Consider the following 19,876-nt stretch of genomic DNA (forward strand, 5'->3'; position numbering starts at 1 on the left):
GGGCGATCGGCATGGGTGTGCGGTACCAGCTCTGCTTCGCGCTCTACTCCGCGTCCCGCGCGGTGACCGACCTCTACCGGCCGATCCTCGACCGTGTCGGCCTCACCTACCCGCAATACCTGGTGCTGCTCGTGCTCTGGGAACACCCGGACGAGCCGGTCACCGTCAAGGAACTCGGCGCCACGCTACGGCTGGACTCCGGCACCCTCTCCCCGATGCTCAAGCGCGTCGAAGCCGCCGGCCTGATCCGGCGCGAGCGGCGCGCCGCCGACGAGCGCGTGGTCGAGGTCCGGCTCACCGACACCGGCCGTGAGCTGCGCACCGAGTGCGCGGCCATCCCGATGACGATCGCCGGCAGCCTGGGCATCTCCCTGGAGGAGTACGCCCAGTTGCATCAGACACTCAACAAGATCACCAACACCATCCACGGTACGAAGGAGTGATACAGATGTCCGCCATCTACACAGCCGAGGTCACGTCGTCCGGCGACGGGCGCAACGGCGCCGTCAAGTCCAGCGACGGCCTGATCGACTTCCCGGTCGCCGCCCCCAAGGAGCTCGGCGGCGCGGGCGGCGCCACCAACCCGGAGCAACTGTTCGCCGCCGGCTTCGCCGCATGCTTCCACTCCGCGCTGCGCATGATCGCCCGCCGGGACAAGCTAGACCTGGGCGCATCCACAGTCACCGCGAAGGTGGGCCTCGGCCGCGCCGAGGGCACGCCCGCGCTGGGCCTGTCCGTGATCCTCGAGGTCGCCCTGCCTACCGTCGACGAGACCGCCGCCAAGGCCCTCACCGACGCCGCCGAGCAGGCCTGCCCCTACTCCAACGCCACCCGCGGCAACATCGACGTCCAGATCATCCACATCTGATGCGCACCGGCTACAGCGTCCGCCAGCAGGGCCAGACCACGCTCCAGCCCTGCTGCGGGCTGTAGCGCGGCATATCGGTCACGGGAGCGCCCGATCGTCGCCGGCACCACCTCTGACCCCAAGACCTCAGCAGTCGACGCCATCCGCAACGACCGTCACCGGGAATCGCAACGCCCACCACCAGCACGACGACCAAGACGGCCGACCCCGAGAAACGCGCCCCGGACGCCAGTGCGCCAGTGCGCCAGCCTAGAGCGGCCGACCCCGGGAATCGCGACGCCAACCGCAGGCACAACGACCAGCGCCCAGAAACGCGCTCCCGCCGCCAGTGCGCCGGCCCGGGGCGGCCGACGCCGGCACAACGACCAGCGCCCAGAATGCGCTCCCGCCGCTCGTGCGCCGGCCCGGGCGGCCGACGCCGTGAAACGCGACGCCAACCGCCAGCATGACGACCAAGTCGCCAAAGCCGAGGAACTCGCCCCCGGACGTCAGTGCGCCAGCCTAGGGCGGCCGACCCCGAGAATCGCAATGCCATCCGCTGGCACAACGACCCGGACGGCCAACGCCCAGAAACGCGACGCCGGTCGCCGATCAGGGCGGCCGGCGCCGGAAACTGCGACGCCAACCGCGGGCGCGACGGCCAAGACGACCAACACTGGGCGGCGGGATCTGGTCGCCATCGCCCGACTGATCGCGTGTCTTCGCTGACCAGGGCGGGACCGGCTCGGATGCGCAGCAGCAAGCGACGCGAAGCGGAGTCTCGATGGGCAGCGAGGTTTGCCCGCAGGAGCGACTCTGTTGCCCATTCGCGTCCGGCCGTCTCGGCCCCCGGTCGAAAGGGTGGGTCTTGGTGAGTCGTTCCGGCTGGTCGTTGTACTTGCGGAGCGCGAAAGCCGCACGGCCGTCGTCTCAGCGGCTGCGAGTCGAGGCGACTGCGGCTTGGGCGGGCGCAAGGACCGGCACCGAGGCACCACGGTCCACAAGTGTGCGGGCCGGTCGCGGCAATCGGCAGGCCTCAGGGCCGGGCACCAACGCGGAACCACATCGGATCCGAATACGTCAATGCTCACGACCCGCCTCATGCAGGTTCTCGGTCAGGAGGCGCTGCCCGCCCGACATTTCGTCATGACGACGCCCCCTGGAAGCGCAAACTCGGACGAACCGGTACCGCTTTACGCGTTCATCCTGACGCCGAAAGATCAGTAAGGCCCACGTCAAGATCCTTGCGGCTCTGGTGGCCCCTATCGCGCTCGAATAAGGGCCACCAGAGCCGCAAGGATCTTGCATCCCATCAGATGGACGCGGAATCCCCAAAAAACGAACCAATTTCGCCCAAGCTGCCGTGGCCCCGGCGCGGCGGCACACGAGAGCCGAGATCGACTGGCTTTCGGCAGCTCCCGGCTTCGGTGCCGGCCCTTGCGATCACCCGAGCCGAGGCCAACCGGCGCGGTGCGGCCCGAGGTCTTGCTATGTGCTGCTCGGCGGCGGTGCGCGCTCAGCCCGACACTTCAATCTGTTGGTGACGTGAGAAGGGTTGGCTGCGGTTTCTTTGCCTCCGGCGGCCCTCCGGGAGGAGCACTCCGGCTCCGGGGCAACCGAAAACGCAGCCAGCTTCGCTGCTAAAGCCTGTCTGTGGTTGGGTTTCGTGTGGCCTGTCTGCCCCGTCTGCCATCGACCCGGGCAGAGCCGAGCAGATCATCGGCAGGGCCGCCAGGCTGGGTGGTGTTGGCGCCGTCTTGATCGGTTCTTACGAGTCTGCTGGTCACGCTGGGTTCGCCGGGTTCCGGCCCGTTGGTGAGCGCGTGCCGTTGGTTGCGCTGGGTGGTGTTGGTGCGGCTCGTTGGTGGCGGCCCTGCCGATGATCTGCTCCCCGAAGGGCGGGTCGATGGCAGACGGGGCAGCCAGGCGGTCACCTTTGTGTGCTGCGCACACCACACAGGATCAAAGGCAAGGCAGGGCAAGGGCGGGGGCAGGCGGCGCGGGATGGCGGGGTAGGCGGCGCGGGGCGGCACGGCACGGCACGGGGCGGCACGGCACGGGGCGGCACGGGGCGGCACGGCACGGGCAGACGCGAGGCGGCACGGGCAGACGCCAGGCGGCACGGTAGACGCCAGGCGGCACGGTACACGCCAGGCGGCACGGGCGGGAAATGGGTGAAATGCGGAGAAGTGGTGAGGGGCGAGGCGTCAGGTGAGGGGTGAGCACGTTATTTGGCGCGGATGACGTGCACAAGCCACACCTGGCCGCTGATCTATCGACTGTTGGAGAGTGATGGCGGCGGCCTCGTACCGGCAGGGGGATTTATCTTGATATTTCGCGCAAGCGTTGGGTCTGGTCAAGGGAAAGCTGAGCCGCACCGGCATGCGCACCGGAGTCGGGAGGAACGGTGCCGCACTGCGTCGGAAGTGGGACAGCACGAACTTGAAACTTCGGTTTTGGTGTTTGGGAGTCGGCCGTGGCTCAGCTGAGAGGGACCGGGGCACCGTAGAGGTAGCCCTGGCCGAGCGGGCATCCCAGATCGGCGAGCGCCGCTGCCTGTGGCTCCCTTTCGATGCCCTCGGCTATCACTGAGGCGCCCATCTCGCGGCAGATCGTCAGCACCGACCGGATCAGCGTGCGGGAACGGTCGTCCGCCGTGGTCAGCGTTGCGTCCAGCTTCACGATGGTGACCGGGAGCGCGTGCAGTTGGGCGAGCGTGTTGAAGCCGGTGCCGAAGTCGTCGAGCGCGAGCCGAACGCCGAGCGCGGTCAGCCGCTCGGCTGCTGCCACCGCCGCGGACAGGTCCGCGATCCGGCTGGTCTCGGTGATCTCCAGGATCAGGCGCTCCGGCGGCAGGTCGTGGCGGTGCAGCGCGTCCCGCACGGCGGACTCCAGCTCCGGGCGGCCGAGCCGGCCGGCGGACACGTTGACGTGTACGGCCACGTCGCCGCCGTACAGCGCGGCCAGGCCGCGGGCGTCCCGGCACGCGGTGTCAAGAACGAAGTCGTCGAGTGCGGCGACCAGGCCGGCCCGCTCGGCGACCGAGACGAACACGTCGGGGCCGATCACGCCGAGGTCCGGGTGCGTCCACCGGGCGAGCGCCTCGACGGCCAGCACGGTGCCGCCGTTCCGGAGATCGACGATCGGCTGGTAGTGCACGGCGAAGCCGGAGGACGCCGGCTCGGCCGCGAGCGCCTCGGCGAGCAGGCCGGGCAGGTCCGCGTCGCCGCCGCCGTCGCGGGTGCCGGCGTACCGGACCATCATGTTCTTGCCGGCGCGCTTGCCCGCGTACATGGCGGCGTCCGCCCGACGCAGCAGTGCGTCGCCGGTGAGGCCGATGTCGTACGGCTCCGGCGCGACCACGCCCACGCTCGCCGCGATCGTGACCGGCTTCCCGTCCACAGGCACCGGTTCGCGGAGCGCGGCCAGGATCCGTTCCCCCACCAGGCCGGGCGCGCCCGGGTCCGCCTCGAGCAGCACCGCGAACTCGTCGCCGCCCAGCCGGGCCACCGTGTCGTCGCGGCGTACGCAGCGCTGCAGCCGGGCCGCGATCTCCTGGAGCATCCGGTCGCCTGCCGCATGCCCGAAGCTGTCGTTGACGAACTTGAAGTCGTCCAGGTCCACGAAGATCAACGCGATCGGCCGGCCCTCCTCCCGGTGCGCGTCGACGGCAGCGGTCAGCCGCTTGTTGAACAGCTCACGGTTGGCCAGACCGGTCAGTGGATCGTGCGCGGCCTGGTGCGCGAGCCGGCGCCGCGCCTCCGCCACCGAGATCAGCAGCGCCCGGTTGTCCACGATGGTCATCAGCTGGCGCGCGATCACCAGCAGCAGGCCGAGCCAGCCGAGCGCCACCTCCGGCCAGGTCAGCGGGTGCCCGACAAGCGTGCGGATCGCGATCGTGACGCCTGTCGCGACCACCGGCAGCAGCGGGAGCAGCAGGAACACCCCGTCGGTGTCGCCGGTGCTGGACGCCCGGTCGTCCGGCGGCGTGTGCGCCAGCGCGGCGAGCGCGATCAGCGCCGGTCCGAGGATCCAGCCCGCGCTGTGCAGCGGAAGCATCCGGTCCGCGTCCGCTGACACCAGGTAGGCGTAGAAGCCGTCCGCGATGGTGAGCGCGACCAGTCCGCCGCCGAGCAGCAGCATCTGCGGGCGCAGCGGACGGGGCGGCTGCCGGACCGCGAGCAGCAGCGCCAGCAGCACGCCGAGCAACGCGTCCATCACCAGGTGGGCGACGCCGGCCACGACCGCGCTGGGCAGCCCGTCCGCGGTGTGCAGCAGCGCCCGGACCGGCGCCCAGGAGAGCATGACCACGGAGCCGAGCACGATGACCACGTCGAGCATCGCGGTCAGCCGGGCCCGCCGGGACGGGCCGAGCACGCGGCGCGGCGTGGCGGCCGCGACTGTCAGCAGCGCCCAGAGCGCGAAGACCGGCAGCGACAGGTAGCCCAGCTCGGCCGTTGCCGGGCCGGGCAGATAGTCGCCGCCGGACAGCTGGTCGAGCGTCCAGATCAGCTGGCCCGCGGACCAGCCGGCCATGCCGAGGCCGATCAGCAGCCGCCAGGTGCGCGCGGCACCGGTCGCACCACGCGCGGTGACCAGGCAGCAGACCGCCGCCACCACGCCGGCGACCAGCTGTGCCAGGTTGTCAAGCGCGACGCCGGCCGGGCCGGGCAGCACGCCTGTTGCGTTCACGGCGACGACGAGCGCGACCGTGAGCAGCGTGGCGGTGGCCACGACCCCGAACCGGGCGCGCGGTCGCGCGGGGGCGTCGGCGAGGGGCAGCATCGCGGTCGCGAGGCGCGTAGAGGTCATCACACTCACCGGGCATCGAAAGGCCGCAGGTCAACGACCGGTGAGTAACCTACCGCAGGTCTCGCCGCGGCGCGATTCGGCGCCGCCTCACCCGTTACGCGGCCTGCTCGGCCGGGGCCGACTCGGCCGGCTCGGCCGCGCAGGTGGCGCCCTGCGGGTCGGGCTCGGCGGCACCGTCGACCAGGTCGACGAGCACCACAGTGATGTTGTCCGGGCCGCCGGCGCGCAGCGCGAGATCGATCAGCCGCTTCGCGCACTCCTGCATGTCCGGGAAGTCGGTGAGCGTCTCCGCCATGGTCTCAAGCGTCACCACGCCGGAGAGCCCGTCCGAGCAGAGCAGCCAGCGGTCACCGGCCTCCGGCGGGATCTTCGCGTAGGCCGGCGCGACCGCCTCGCCCTGCAGCGCCTGGGTGACCACGGACCGGCGCGGGTGCACGGTCGCCTCGTCCTCGGTGATCACGCCTTCGTCCACAAGCATCTGCACGTACGTGTCGTCGCGCGTCAGCTGGACGAGCTTGCCGTCCCGCAGCAGGTACGCCCGGGAGTCGCCCACGTGCACGAGCGCGAACTGGGTGCCGGAGTAGAGCAGCGCGGTGAGCGTGGTGCCCATGCCCTGCAGCGTCGGGTTCGCCACGACGTGCTCGTGGATGCGCGCGTTCGCCGCCTCCACCATCGCGTGCAGCGCCTCGACCTGCTGCTCGTCGGAGATCTGCGAGTCGAACGGCGCGACGGCCTCGATGGTGAGCTGGCTCGCCACCTCGCCGGCGGCCATCCCGCCCATGCCGTCGGCCACGGCCGCCAGGTACCGCCCGGCGTAGGCGCAGTCCTGGTTCCCGCTCCGGATGAGGCCGCGGTCGGTGACCGCCGCGGATCGCAGCTGCAAGGTCATGGCGGAAGCCTGCCAAATCGTCGTCGGCCTGTCTCCAGGCGGTGGTATCCCATCATGGTCCGCCAACCGAACGCGTCGTGCGCCGGGTTCGGCGGCAGAATCATTCGGTCCGCACCGGGCGTCCCTGACATCGCGGGTCCGGTGCGGTACGTCGCTGCTTCGGCGCCATCCACTCCAGTGCGGTGTCCTCCGCATACCATCCCTGCACGTAGACCGAGCTGGATGGCACCTGCTCCGCCTCGGGACACAGCGTACGGGACCGTACAGCGGACGACGGGATGAACCGGACCCGGCCGTCGGCATCCATGAGTGTGATCATGCTGTCGTCCACGGTGATCAGCCGGCCGAGCCACACCTCGTACCCCCGGCCGGAATTTTCAGTTGATTTTTCCCCTCCAGGAGTGATCACCTCGGCCGCCTCGGGGAGGATCAACGCGCCGGCCGTCGCCTCGATCGCGGTGTTCGGCAGTATCGGCGCGCGCATGAAGAGCACGCCGACCGCGAACGGCGCCACAAGCGACGCGGCGACCGCGGCCCAGTGCGTGCCGAGGCGGGCGACGCCGGGCGGGATCGGGCCGGAGAGCAGCGGCGCCACCGCGGGCGGTACGGCCAGCAGCAGGCCGGTGATGACCTCCCCGGCCCGGAAGGCCTGCACGATCGCGGGGCCGAGCCAGACGTAGGCAAGCGCCGCAAGCACACCGGGCACCACCACGGTCATGATCAGCAGGACGATCGGGTCGTCGCGGCGGCGCAGCCAGGTGGTCAGCCCGACGATCAGCAGGACGAGCATCAGCAGCGTGGGCAGGAAGCGCATCTGCCAGGTGATCGCCGCGAGCAGCACCGCGACCACGACCGCCCAGTCCGGCATGCGCAGCGTGATCACCGCGAGCAGCGAGCGGCAGGCGTCGTCCCGGCTGGGCGCGCTGATCAGCAGCAGCGTGCCGAACGCGCGGATCAGCAGCACCACGGCCGGGACCACCCAGACAAGCGTGATGGTGAGCGAGGTGACGAGGCCGAGCGGGCTGACGTACTGGACCAGCAGCAGCATGGTCGCGAGGTCCTGCCGGCTGAGGTACCACAGCCGCAGCACAAGCAGGACCAGCGGGAACGCGGGGAGCAGCGACAGCAGCCACTGTTGCTGCGCCCGCGTGCTGACCGGGGGCCGGGCGGACCCGTCCTCCGGTGCGGTCACCCGAGGCCCCCGGAGAACCACTCGCGGACCTCCGGCTTGGGCGCCACCTGCGGCTGCTCGGGCCGGGCCAGCGGGACACCGGGGTTGAGCGGGATGTTCACCCGGATGTTCCGGTCGAACGCGTCCTCCCACCTGTCGTCGTCCGGGTCCTCGCGGGAGTGCCACAGGCTGAGGTTGACGAGGGTGAGCAGCGCCGCGTTCTCGCCGACGTTGATGCCGTACGCCTCGTTGTTCGTCAGCCCGATGTCCCAGTGCGCCAAGTCCGGATTTTTCGCCTTTATCCCGCCGAGGATTGTGGCGTCCGTGCTGATCGCCTCCACCTCGCCGGACCGCAGCGCCGCCACGCACTCGCTGATCGTCAGCTTGGACCGCACCAGATTGCCGGCCGCAAACGCCGCTGTCGCGCTCGACGACGTGGCCAGGCTGCACACGTTCTTGCCGCGCAGGTCCTCGAGCGTGGCGACCGGCGGGTGATCCCCGAGCGTGAGAACTGACTGCTCGGTGTAGAGGTAGGCCGCGGAGAACGCGACTCCGGGCGTCTTCGCCCGGTCATCGGTGATGCTGAAACTCGCGACCACCAGGTCCACGATCACCACGTTCGCCCCGTCGGGCGTCTGCGCCTGCATGCGTTCGCGATCTTCGCTCTGGATCTGGTAGAACTCGATTTCGTTGCGGCGAAATCCGAGATCCTCCGCGACCAGGTATGCGATCTCAATATCAAAACCGCTGAACGTGCCGTCCGGCTGACGCTCGGCAATCCCGGGCTGGTCGAACTTCACGCCGATTCGCAGTGTCTGTTTACCGTTGAGTCCGGCTTGATCGCGTAACTCGTCCACCGACGGGGTACGACTGATGAAGACGAAACTGGCCGCCACCACCACAACGAGCACCGACAGTCCCACCAGGATCACGAAGCGGAAGCGCATCCACAGCTCATGCGGTCCCACTGTCGGCTTTTCGTCATCACTCTTCGCAACCGACTCGCCCGCCCCGGAGTCTTTCTCATCGGACACGTCCCACCCCCGTAAGAACCCCGTACCCCGTGCCGAATCAATGGAGCGTTCATGTTCTCCTAAGACGCGGCACGACGACAGACCACAATCCGGACGAGTGCCCCGCCCCCGGGTCACCGTAGGACACGAATGATCACGGCACGCAAACAGGAATGTACGTGCTGTAAGACCATCCGTCACTGGCAGCTGCCTGTGACTTCCGCCCGCGGAGTAGCCATCCGCACTTCGGGGCGGGACGCTTGACGACGCTCGACTCCACTGACGAGGGGATCCTTCCCGCAATGCAGGTACCGGCTAAACCGCCCGTCCCGGAGACCCCCCCGGCGACCGCGGCCCCCGGCAAGGCACGCACCACGCTCTCCATAGCCCGCAAGGTGCTCACCCTGGCGATGCTCGGCCTGGTGGGCGGCGCAGTGGTGGCCGGGGCCGCCCTGCCCGCGAGCGCCACTGCGGGCCTTGCGGCGAAGCTGGCCAGCGACTCGTTCGAGGACCTGCCGAGCGCCCTGCAGACGCCGCCGACCGCCCAGACGTCGTACGTCTACGCGAACGACGGCAAGACCGTGATCACGCAGTTCTACGAGGAGAACCGGACCGACCTCGACGCGGACGACATCGCGAAGGTCATGAAGGACGCGATCGTCGCGGCCGAGGACACCCGCTTCTACGTGCACGGCGGCGTGGACGTGAAGGGCCTGGTCCGCGCCTTCGTGTCGAACGCGCAGGGCGGCGAGGTCTCCCAGGGCGCGTCCACGCTCACCATGCAGTACGTCCGTAACGTGCTCAAGAACGACCCGAGCATCACCGAGGAGGAGCGGCAGGCCGCGCTTGAGCAGACCACCGGCCGCAAGCTGCAGGAGATCCGGTTCGCGGTCACGATCGAGGACTCGCTCGAGAAGCCGGAGATCCTCCGCCGCTATCTCAACATCGCGTACTTCGGCAACAAGGCGTACGGCATCTCCGCCGCCGCGAACGCGTACTTCTCCACCACCGCGGACAAGCTCACGCTCGGCCAGGCCGCGATGATCGCGGGCCTCGTCCAGTCCCCGGACGAGTACAACCCGGTCGGCGAGAACGGTGAGGCCGAGGCGCTCAACCGCCGCAACTACGTGCTCGGCGCGATGGTCGGCACCAAGGCGATCACCCAGGCCGAGGCGGACGCGGCGATCGCCGAGCCGCTGAACCTCAAGCCGAGCCGCGCGCCGAGCAACTGCACAGCGGTCTCCGAGGCGCACAACAGCTGGGGCTTCTTCTGCGACTACTTCGTCTCCTGGTGGCAGGAGCAGGAGGAGTTCGGCTCCACGCCTGCAGCGCGGTACGACGCGCTGAAGAAGGGCGGCTTCCGGGTCGTCACCTCGATGGACGCGAACATCCAGAACCGGCTGGCCGACGAGGCGAAGAAGATCTACGACTTCAACAACCCGAAGGCCGCGCCGTTCGCCGCGATCGAGCCGAACACCGGCAAGGTCAAGGCGCTCGCGATCAACAGGCACTACAGCATCGCGGACAACCCGGGCGGCAAGAAGTACCCGAACACGGTGAACCAGCTGGTCGCCGGCTCCGAGGACTCGGCGGGCTACCAGTTCGGCTCGACGTTCAAGATGTTCGTCATGCTTGCCGCGCTTGAGAACGGCATCGCGCTTGACAAGGGCTTCACCACGAAGTCGCCGTACAAGTCGATCTACCCGATCAGCGGCGACCCCAGCTGTGCCGGCATGTGGTGCCCGAGCAACGCGAACTCGAGCTACCAGGACGGCTACCAGAATATGTGGACCGGCTTCGGCAAGTCCTCGAACACGTTCTTCGTGAAGCTCGAGGAGACGGTCGGCGCGGACAAGGCCGTCGAGATGGCGCAGCGGCTCGGCATCAAGTTCCGGAACAACGACGCGCAGTACACCTCGCCGGACCGGGCCAGGACCTGGGGCACGTTCACGCTCGGCGTCTCCAGCACCACCCCGCTCGACATGGCGAACGCATACGCCACGGTCGCCGCCGAGGGCAAGTACTGCGCACCCACGCCTGTCGTCTCGATCATCGACACCACCGGCGCGGCAAGCGAGGCGGCCGCGAAGGCCGCCCAGGCCGACTGCAAGCAGGTCATCGACAAGGACGTGGCCCGTGCCGCCACCGACGCGGCCCGCTGCCCGCTCGGCCAGCAGCCGCAGCAGGGTTCCTGCACCAACGGCACCTCGGTCCAGGTGCGGGACATGATCGACCGCCCGATGGCCGGCAAGACCGGTAGCTCCTCGGCCAACGAGACGGAGTCGTTCATCGGCTTCACCCCGCAGCTGGCCATCGCCGGCATCGCGGTGAACCCGGACAGCCCTCGCGACGCCGTCGGCGCCGAGGTGCAGAAGGAGGTCATCGCGGCGGTCGCGAAGACCATGCGCGACGTGCTGAAGGGCCAGGAGAAGAAGAACTTCAACGCCCCCAGCGCGAAGATCGCCTTCAAGTCCGGCAACCCGTCCCGGCCGGAGACCGCCCCGGCCCCGGCCAAGTCGACGCCGCCCGGCAACGGTGGCGGCGGGCGGGGCAACAACGGCCCGCGCTGACCTCTGACGATCAACACATAAACCCATCCGGGGGTACGCCACGCGCTGGCGTACCCCCGGATGGGTTTTCTGGTCCGACTCCCCCGTAGTTGACCCGATAGGCGGCTTATAGGCGTTTATCCTGAGCCGGTGCCGACTCCACGATCGCTGACGTTCGCCACCGCCGCCGTGTTCGCCGCGCCCGCGCTGGCCTGGCCGTTCCTCGCGGCCGCGCCCGCCGCCGCCGCGCCCGCCGGTGCCACCGAGATCGCACCGGTCTGGCAGCCGCACACATCGTCCGCGGCCGGGCTGGTCAAGCAGCAGATCACGCTTGCACTGCCGGCCGGCTGGACCATGCAGCTGGCGGACCGGCACCCGGACTACACCGACTGCGTGGTCGTCACGAACGGCTTCTACGCGCGCGAGTCGGCGACCACGATCAGCTACACGCCCACGCTTGGCTTCCTCGGCGCGGCGGACCCGGTAACGATCGAGCTCACCGACCCGGCCGGCGAGAAGCACACCACCACGTACACGCCGACCGTGACCCGCCCGGCGCCGCCCTCGCTCACGGACCTGACCAGCACCGGGCGCCCCGGCATCGAGCAGAGCGTCCAGGTGCCGCTGCCGCCCGGCGGCGGGATCGGCTACGTCGACGCGGACGGCAAGGAGCTCGCGTCCCCGTCCTCCCCGCACGGCGAGTACTCGCTGGCCGCCATCTCCGGCGTGGCCGCCGAGGAGGGCCGGCCGTTCGACCCGACACTCATCTCCGCGGCCGGGTTCGTGACCTTCACGCCCGCACGCGGCACCGCACCCGGCCCGGTCCCGCCGATCCGCTACCGGGTCACCGACGCGTACGGGCAGACCACGATCGCCACCTACGCACCGTCCGTCATCGGCTACCAAGCGAAGTAGGAGCCGCCCGCGCGTCGCGGGGGTGGCACACGGCCCGTAGGGTGCCGGTCATGGCGGGAATTCTGCGGGCAATCCTCAACTGGCTGACCGGACGTACCTCCGAGGCTCCTCCTCCGGCCCCGGCTCCGAAGGCGCCCGCACCCCGGCCCTCCCCAGCGCCGCCGAAGGCTCCGCCGGCTTCCACGGCCAAGCCCTCCCCGCCCCCGCAGCGGGGCAGCATCCGGGAGAACGCGGGCCGCCTGCGCCGGCGTGTCTCCGGCCGTCCCGGTACCGGCCGCGAGGGCAGCCCCGCGCGCCCCACGCCCGCCACCGCGCGCATCCGCAAGGGCCGCCAGCTCGCCTACGCGCCGGAGCTCGACGGCCAGGCCGACCCGGGTGAGATCGTCTGGACGTGGGTCGCCTACGAGGAGGACCCCTCGCAGGGCAAGGACCGCCCGGTGCTTGTCGTCGGCCGTGACGGCAAGCTGCTTCTCGGCCTGATGCTCTCCAGCCAGAGCGAGCGCCAGGGTCAGCGACACTGGCTCGCGCTCGGCCCCGGCGAGTGGGACCGGGAGAAGCGGCCCAGCTTCGTCCGCCTCGACCGCGTCATCCAGGTCGACGAAGCAGGCATCCGCCGTGAGGGCGCGGTCCTCGACCGGGCCCGCTTCGACCGGATCGCCGACGTGCTCCGCCACACGTACAACTGGGCCTGAGCCGTCTCACAGCCAGTCCTCAGCCGGGTACCCAGCCGGGTCTCAGGAAATTACCGCACTCTTGGGTGACGTACCCAGGAGGTAACCATGTTCGCCCTGATCAGCGCGGTCCTGACAGTGTTTCAGTTCGTGCTCATCGCACGCGCGCTCCTCGACTGGAGCACGGTGCTGGCCGGGCCTTCCATGCCGGGTTCCTTCCGTGCCCGCGCGATCACAGTGGTCTACGCCGTGACCGAGCCCGTCCTCGCGCCGGTCCGGAAGATCCTGCCGCCGGTCCGGTTCGGCGCGGTCGGCATCGACCTGTCCTTCATCGTCGTCTTCGCGGTGGTGCTCCTGCTGCAGGCCATCATCTGATCCAGACGTTCTCCGGGGTTGGGTAGCCCGGGGTGGAGCCCTCGGCTCCGCCCCGGGCTTTACGTATCGGTGGCATATCGGCGCCGTGTCGGTGGGCCCGCGCAGTCTCGGAGCCATGAACGACACCTCGATCACCATCATCGGCGCCGGCCTCGGCGGTCTCACGCTCGCCCGGGTCCTGCACGTGCACGGCATCCCGTCCACCGTCTACGAGGCGGACGCCTCGGCGACCGCCCGCGGCCAGGGCGGCATGCTCGACATCCACGACTACAACGGCCAGCCCGCACTCGAGGCGGCCGGGCTGATCGACGAGTTCCGCGCGATCGTCCTGGAGGGCCGCGAGGCCATGCGGGTCCTCGACCGGGACGGCACGATCCTGTTCGACCGGGCCGACGGCGGCGGAAGCCCTGAGGCACAACGCGGCGCGCTACGGCAGATGCTTCTCGACTCGCTCCCGGCCGGCACCGTCCGGTGGGGCCACCGGGTCACCGGCGTGCGCGCGCTCGGCGGCGGCCGCCACGAGGTCGCCTTCGACAACGGCACGACCACGACCACCGGCCTGCTGATCGGCGCGGACGGCGCCTGGTCGCGGGTCCGGCCGCTGCTGTCGGACACCACGCCCACCTGGGCCGGCAACTCCTCAGTCGAGACGTTCCTGGTCGACGGCGTCAACCGCCACCCGGCCACCGCGAAGGCGGTCGGCGGCGGGTCGCTGTTCGTGTTCGACGCCGACGTGAGCGGCAAGGTCCTCCTGGTCCACCGCGAGGCCGACGGGAACCTGCACGCCTACCTGTGGCTGTCCCGGCCGCTTGAGTGGTTCGCCGCTATCGACTTCGCCGACCCGGCCGCGGCGACCGCGCGGATCGCCCGGGAACTCGACGGCTGGGCGCCCGAACTGACCGCGCTGATCACCGACAGCGACACCGCCCCGGTCTACCGCCCCCACTACGGGCTGCCTGCCGACTTCCGCTGGGACCGGGTGCCGGGCGTGACACTTCTCGGCGACGCCGCCCACGTGCAGCCGCCGAACGGCGAGGGCGCCAACCTGGCGATGGAGGACGGCGCAGAGCTCGGCGCGGCGATCGCGGCCCACCCGGGCGACGTGGAGGCGGCACTCACCGCCTACGAGCTGGCGATGTTCCCGCGCAGCGCCGCCGCGAACGCGGAGGGGGCGGGCACCGCCGAGATCCTGCTGGGCGAGAACGCGGCCGAAGAGCTGATCCGCCTCTTCTCCTGACCCGGCCCTACGGTCCCAGGGCCAACAGGCCGTCCATCAGCTCGCGGATGCGGTGATGGAGGGCGGTCCCGGTCAGCGCGCCGGCCGCCGTGCGGAACGGCTCGCGGCTCTCCTGGTCGCCCAGGACCGCCGCGAGCCGGGCGCCGTGTCCCGGCGGGGAGAACCGGCTGACGTTCGCGCCGACCCGCGTACCAAGCGCCCACAGCTCGCGCGCTGTCCTCCCGTCGCCGCGGAAGGCGGCCAGCTCCGCGCCGCCCATCGCCCACGCGCCGAGCAGCGGACGGTCGCCGGCGGCCAGCACCTCGGCGCGGGACTGCCGCAGCGCATCGGTGGCCCATGTCTCGGCGCCGCTCGCCGGGTGCGCCTCGGCGACCCACAGGTGGAGGACGGCGACCGCGATCCGGAACACGGCCGGCGACGGCAGCGCCGCGAGCATCCCCGACAGCGCGTCCGCGTGGGTCAGGGCCTCGTCGAACCGCCCACGGCGCAAGGCCAGCTGAGCCAGGGCGAGCCGGGCCTGATGGGCGTCGGTCTCGTCGGACCCCGGCCGGCCGGTCTCGCCCGGCCGGCCCGAGTCAGCCACCGCACGCAGCCGGCGCTCGGCCTCCGCGTCGTCCGCGAGCGCCAGCCGGGTGTCGAGCAGCACCCGGGTGGACCGGGCGTCCTGGGCGGCCCCGACCAGCTTCAGGTGACGCTCACCGCGGCGCAGCCACTCGTCCGCGCGCGGCCCGGCGCCGGTCGCGTGCCCTGCGGCATGGGCGGCCATCCCCATCCCCCAGTGGTCACCGACCGCCTCGAACCGGCGGTAGGCGGCCTCGGCGTCGGCGCTCCGGGCCAGGACCGCCCGGAAGAAGAAGCCCATCCCCTGGACGTACGGGTCCTCGTGCGCGATCAGGGTCGCCGCGTCCGCAAGACTCCGGTCTGGGTCCGCCCGCGCCAGTCCCGGCAGCGCTGCCGCAAGCGCGGTGATCCGTGCCGAGACCTCCCCCGGGCGCTCCCGGATCACCGTCCGCAGCGCACGGCGGGCCAGCGCGATGAGCCGCATCGCGCCGGCACTTCCCGCGTTGACGGCGATCAGCACGCAGAGCCACGCGAGCCGGTCCGCGTGCGGCAGCGGGCGGCCACTGGCCCGGCCGTGCAGGATGCCCGACCGGTGCCGGGCCGAGGGCGCGTCCAGGTGCAGCAACGTTCCCGCCCACCGCCCGGCCTCGAGGTGCCGCCCGTGCACGGTCCACAGCTGGACGAGCGCGAGGGCGATGTCGACCGCCGCCGGTTCGTCGTCGTGGTCCCACGCCCAGCGCAGGCCGGCGACCAGGTTGTCCTGGTCGGACGCGCACGCGACCAGCGCATCGACCTGCGCCGGGCCGATGAAGTCCGCGGCCAGCGCCACCGCCCGCTCGCCGGCCCACCTGACCAGCCCGGCCAGGGCGATCGCGCGCCCGTCCGGGTCCAATCCGGCCTCGCCGTACTCACGGACCGTCTCAAGCATCCGGTACCGGCCCTCGTCCAGCTGGAGCAGCGACTGCTCGACCAGGATCGACAGGCCACGACGCGCGTCGGCGCCGCCCGCTACCGCCTGCGCGAGGTCAGCGGTGAACCGGCCTGGCAGGACGGCCAGCCGTTCCAGCAGACGCCGCTCGGCAGGGGCAAGCAGCGCACAGCTCCAGTCCACGAGCGCCCACAGGCCGGCGTGCCGTTCCGGCAGCCCGCGCAGCGCGTCGTCGAGCAGCGCGAACCGGTCGCCGAGCCCGGCCAGCACGTCGTCGAGCGGCAGGTGCCGCAGCCGGGCGGCGGCCAGCTCCACTGCGAGCGGCAGGTTGTCGAGCCGGCGCACGAGCGTCAGCGCCCGGTCCCGCGGCCAGTCCGGCGCCGTTCCCCCAGCCCGGACCCGCGCGTCGAGCAGCGCGAGCGCCTCGTCGTCGGGCAGCGCGGGCAGCCGGTGGACCACCTCGCCGATCAGGCCGAGCGGCGCCCGGCTGGTGGCGAGCACGCTGACCGCGGGCGACGCCACGGCCAGCAGGTCGGCCACCACGGCCGCCACCGCGTCGAGGACGTGTTCGCAGTTGTCGAGCACGAGCAGCCCGTCCAGCGCGGAACCGAGGGCCCGCAGCCGTTCCGTATGCGAACCCGCGCCATGTGGGCCCGCGCCATGTGGGCCCGCATCGTGCAGGACCGCGAGCACCGCGGGCAGCACCTCGTCCGGCGCGCGCAGACCTGCCAGCTCGACGACGCGGACCGGCCCGGAGCGATGGGCCGATCGGGCGATCTCGGCAGCGAGCCGGGTCTTGCCCGCACCACCGGCGGCGACGACGGTCACCACCGGGGCGGCCCGGAGCGCCTCACCGACGGCGGCGAGATCCGTGGCACGGCCCACAAGCGGGGTCGCTACCCGGTGCCAGGTCGCGGGCAACGCGGGGCGGACGGCCACCAACTGCCCGCGTAACAGCGCCACCTGGGTCTCCGCGAGCACAGGTGACGGATCCGCGCCGTAGCGGTCAGCGAGATCGGTGCGCACCCGCTCGACCAGGTCGAGGGCTTCGGCGTCGCGTCCCTGGGCCGCGAGGACCCGTACGAGCAGCGCGGCGGCCGGTTCGTCGGGCGGTGTGCGGGTGGCCAGCCGTCGCAGGTCCGTCTCGTCGATCGCGCCACCACCGGCCAGTGCGGCCTCCGCCCGGAGGTTCACGACGTCGCCGAACAGCCGGTCGCCGAGCTCCGGCGCCTCCGGGAACAGTGCCCGCGCCCGGTCCGCATGCTCCCGTGCACCGGCCGTATCCCCCGCCGCCAGCGCCTGCCGGCCGCGGTCCACCAGCCCCCGGGCCGTGACCGCGTCGATCTCCACCGCGTCGGCCGGGACCCGGTAGCCGCCGGGCCCCGTGCGCACCGGCACGCCGAGTCGGCGTACCCGCCCGATCAGGGCCTGCACCGCCCCCGGGGCGTCGTCGGGCGGCTCCTCCGGCCAGACCGCGTCGATCAGGGCGCCGGTGGAGACCGAGCCACCCCTGGCGTCGAGAAGCTCCCTGATCACGGCCGCCAGCCGGTCACCACGGACCGGCCGCCCATCCACCGCCAGGACGCCGAGCGTCGTGATCCGCACCCGGTAATCATCGCGCGCCCGGGAACGCTCTACAGACGTGCCATCAACAGTGCGGAGACCAGCAGGCAGGCCCAGTGCAGGGACTGGTCGGCCACGTACATCCCGCAGACCGGCGAGGTCTGATCGGCGAACTCGCGCGAGCCGGTGTGCTGCAACACCAGCCGCACGACCGCCCGCCGGTCCAGGATCGCGTGCGTGACCACGCTGAACAGCAGACCGGCGACGACGCCGAGCCAGGTCAGCTGCAGGTGCATCGCCCAGGCCGTGACGGCGAGCACGGCCCCGACCGTCAGGTGATAGGCGGCGAGGTGCCCGGCCATGGCGCCGGCGGCGGTACGGCCCTTGCCTGCCTTGTTGGCCGCCTGGTGGTCGGTCTGCATGACGTGGTCGCCGAGCTGATGGCCCACGATCAGCGCCAGCAGTGTGATGACGAAGGTCAGCTGCTGGGCGATGAGCGGGTGCTCGATCATGGAGGGCCTTTCCGCCGGTTATCCACATCGTCCGTGCTCTGGACCGTCACCGCTGCGCACCATCCGACACTCGGGACAAATGTGGTGAACATCGCGTAATGCCCCGGATGGAGGCACCGTGACGTTTCAGCCGGATTTCGTCGAGGGTATAGAGGGCCGCCCATTTCCGCAGCGCGAAAGGGAGCCTCCGTGACCGACAACGCAGCCGGCCGATTCCCGGCACGTCACCTCCCCGGAGTCGTGGTCCGGGATCTCCCCGCACCACCCACCTCGGTCCGAAAGGTGATCGGCCCCGGCGTGGTGGCAGCGGGCGTCGGCCTCGCCTCCGGCGAGTTCGTGCTCTACCCATATATAGCCTCGCAGGTGGGCCTGGTCTTCCTCTGGGCCGCCGCTGTCGGCATCGTGACGCAGTGGTTCCTCAACATGGAGATCGAGCGCTACACGCTCGCCACCGGAGAAACCGCGCTCACCGGCTTCTCCCGCTTCTGGCGCCACTGGGGACTCGTCTTCGCGATCATGGTCTACTTCGCGAACCTCTGGCCCGGCTGGGCCACCAGCTCCGCCACCATGGTCACCTACCTGTTCGGCGGCAGCCCCACCTGGATCGCCATCGGCATGCTGATCCTGATCGGCGTCACCCTCACCCTCGCGCCGGTCATCTACACAGCGCTCGAACGCATCGAAAGCCTCAAAGTCATCCTGGTCACCCTCTTCATCGTGGTCGCCATCGCCTTCGCCATCACCGCCGACGCCTGGGCCGAACTCCCCACCGCCGTCACCGCCCCCGCCTTCCCCACCGAACTCGGCTTCGCCCTCATGCTCTCCGCCCTCGTCTTCGCCGGCGCCGGCGGCGGCCAGAACCTCGTCCAGTCAAACTGGATCCGCGACAAGGGCTACGGCATGGGCGCCTACGTCCCCCGCCTCGTCAGCCCCGTCACCGGCGCCGAAGAAGCAGCCCCCTCCACCGGCTTCATCTTCGAACCCACCCGGGAAAACCTGAACCACTGGCGCCGCTGGTGGAAACTCGCCAACCAGGAACAGGCCCTCACCTTCGCCCTCATCTCCTTCGTCACCATCGCCCTGATGTCCCTCCTCTCCTACTCCACCGTCTACGGCACCCCCGGCCTCGCCAACAGCGTCGAATTCCTCCGCATCGAAGGCCAAACCCTCAAAACCACAATCGGCCCCTGGTTCGGCACCCTCTTCTGGACAATCGGCGCCTTCTCCCTCTTCGCCGCCGCCCTCGGCATCGTCGACTACACAAGCCGCCTCGCCGCCGACGTCCTCAAAACCAGCTACCTCCCCTCCCGCTCCGAAAACCGCATCTACTTCACCCTCGTCTGGGGCCTCGTCACCATCGGCATAATCGTCCTGCTCGCGGGGCTCAATCAGCCTCTACCCCTCCTTGTCATCGCGGCCTGCGTGGGCGGCCTCATGATGTTCATCTATTCGGCTCTCCTTCTCCTCCTCAACCGCCGCGTGCTTCCGCCCGAGATCCGTCCCCGCCTTTGGCGGATCGTCGCGCTCGTGTGGTCGGTGCTTCTGTTCGGCGTCTTCTCGGTGCTTACGATCTGGCAACAAGGGGGGAAGCTCGTCGATTGGCTCGGGTAGGAGACTCAAGATCTCGAAACTATTTACCCGCTTTCGCTGTGGTCGGGGTTCGCTTGCTCCCGCGGGCCGTCTGGTCCGTGGGGCTTGCGTTTAGAGCTTCGCTCTTTTCGCTGCTTCTGACCTTTGTCTCGCGGGTTGCGCTGGGTGGGGTGTCGGGGGGGGGGGGGGGGCATATTTGGGGGGGGGGGGGAATAAAAAAAAAAAGAACAGCACCACCCACCA

13 protein-coding genes and 1 pseudogene are annotated in these 19,876 nt (G+C 70.7%); 8 read left to right on the top strand and 6 right to left on the bottom strand.

Going from position 1 to position 19,876, the window contains the following annotated elements:
• Positions 1-11: 11 nt before the first annotated feature.
• Both ACIA8K_RS05280 and ACIA8K_RS05285 read left to right on the top strand, forming a co-directional pair.
• Positions 12-443 (top strand): MarR family winged helix-turn-helix transcriptional regulator, encoded by a 432-nt coding sequence (locus ACIA8K_RS05280; RefSeq protein WP_396055654.1) that lies wholly within the window; start codon positions 12-14, stop codon positions 441-443.
• 5 nt (positions 444-448) lie between these two features.
• A complete protein-coding gene (locus ACIA8K_RS05285; protein WP_396055180.1) occupies positions 449-868 on the top strand; it encodes an organic hydroperoxide resistance protein in 420 nt (139 codons plus the stop codon).
• A 2,460-nt stretch (positions 869-3,328) separates the two neighbouring features.
• On the opposite strand, the gene ACIA8K_RS05290 is transcribed toward ACIA8K_RS05285, so the two are convergent.
• From ACIA8K_RS05290 to ACIA8K_RS05305, 4 genes and pseudogenes are all read right to left on the bottom strand, one after another.
• On the bottom strand, positions 3,329-5,659 hold the full coding sequence (locus ACIA8K_RS05290; protein ID WP_396055182.1) for a putative bifunctional diguanylate cyclase/phosphodiesterase: 2,331 nt from the start codon (positions 5,657-5,659) through the stop codon (positions 3,329-3,331).
• A gap of 178 nt (positions 5,660-5,837) precedes the next feature.
• A pseudogene (locus tag ACIA8K_RS05295) lies at positions 5,838-6,548 on the bottom strand (PP2C family protein-serine/threonine phosphatase); the annotation flags it as partial.
• Between the two features lie 100 nt (positions 6,549-6,648).
• Positions 6,649-7,740 (bottom strand): hypothetical protein, encoded by a 1,092-nt coding sequence (locus tag ACIA8K_RS05300; protein ID WP_396055184.1) that lies wholly within the window; start codon positions 7,738-7,740, stop codon positions 6,649-6,651.
• Positions 7,737-8,753 (bottom strand): transporter substrate-binding domain-containing protein, encoded by a 1,017-nt coding sequence (locus ACIA8K_RS05305; RefSeq protein ID WP_396055186.1) that lies wholly within the window; start codon positions 8,751-8,753, stop codon positions 7,737-7,739. Before ACIA8K_RS05305 ends, ACIA8K_RS05300 begins: the two co-directional genes overlap by 4 nt.
• A 281-nt stretch (positions 8,754-9,034) precedes the next feature.
• Here ACIA8K_RS05305 and ACIA8K_RS05310 point away from each other — a divergent pair, with 281 nt between their 5' ends.
• From ACIA8K_RS05310 to ACIA8K_RS05330, 5 genes are all read left to right on the top strand, one after another.
• Complete coding sequence (locus ACIA8K_RS05310) at positions 9,035-11,302, top strand: transglycosylase domain-containing protein (protein ID WP_396055188.1); 2,268 nt, start codon at positions 9,035-9,037, stop codon at positions 11,300-11,302.
• A gap of 129 nt (positions 11,303-11,431) precedes the next feature.
• Positions 11,432-12,196 (top strand): hypothetical protein, encoded by a 765-nt coding sequence (locus tag ACIA8K_RS05315; RefSeq protein WP_396055190.1) that lies wholly within the window; start codon positions 11,432-11,434, stop codon positions 12,194-12,196.
• A gap of 50 nt (positions 12,197-12,246) precedes the next feature.
• Positions 12,247-12,888, top strand: a complete 642-nt coding sequence (locus tag ACIA8K_RS05320) for a type II toxin-antitoxin system PemK/MazF family toxin (RefSeq protein WP_396055192.1) — start codon at positions 12,247-12,249, stop codon at positions 12,886-12,888.
• Positions 12,889-12,975: 87 nt separating this feature from the next.
• Positions 12,976-13,242 (top strand): YggT family protein, encoded by a 267-nt coding sequence (locus tag ACIA8K_RS05325; protein ID WP_396055194.1) that lies wholly within the window; start codon positions 12,976-12,978, stop codon positions 13,240-13,242.
• Positions 13,243-13,357: 115 nt separating this feature from the next.
• On the top strand, positions 13,358-14,479 hold the full coding sequence (locus tag ACIA8K_RS05330) for an FAD-dependent oxidoreductase (RefSeq protein WP_396055196.1): 1,122 nt from the start codon (positions 13,358-13,360) through the stop codon (positions 14,477-14,479).
• 7 nt (positions 14,480-14,486) lie between these two features.
• Here ACIA8K_RS05330 and ACIA8K_RS05335 read toward each other — a convergent pair whose 3' ends face one another.
• Together ACIA8K_RS05335 and ACIA8K_RS05340 are read right to left on the bottom strand one after the other, a co-directional pair.
• Positions 14,487-17,573: a BTAD domain-containing putative transcriptional regulator gene (locus ACIA8K_RS05335; protein ID WP_396055198.1), complete on the bottom strand. Its 3,087-nt coding sequence runs from the start codon at positions 17,571-17,573 to the stop codon at positions 14,487-14,489.
• A gap of 29 nt (positions 17,574-17,602) precedes the next feature.
• A complete protein-coding gene (locus tag ACIA8K_RS05340) occupies positions 17,603-18,043 on the bottom strand; it encodes a DUF3307 domain-containing protein (protein ID WP_396055200.1) in 441 nt (146 codons plus the stop codon).
• Between the two features lie 189 nt (positions 18,044-18,232).
• Between ACIA8K_RS05340 and ACIA8K_RS05345 the strand changes: the two genes are divergently transcribed.
• Positions 18,233-19,654: an Nramp family divalent metal transporter gene (locus ACIA8K_RS05345; protein ID WP_396055202.1), complete on the top strand. Its 1,422-nt coding sequence runs from the start codon at positions 18,233-18,235 to the stop codon at positions 19,652-19,654.
• Positions 19,655-19,876: the final 222 nt, after the last annotated feature.

It is taken from the genome of Catenuloplanes sp. NPDC051500 (assembly GCF_044454585.1).
Classification (GTDB): Bacteria; Actinomycetota; Actinomycetes; order Mycobacteriales; family Micromonosporaceae; genus Catenuloplanes.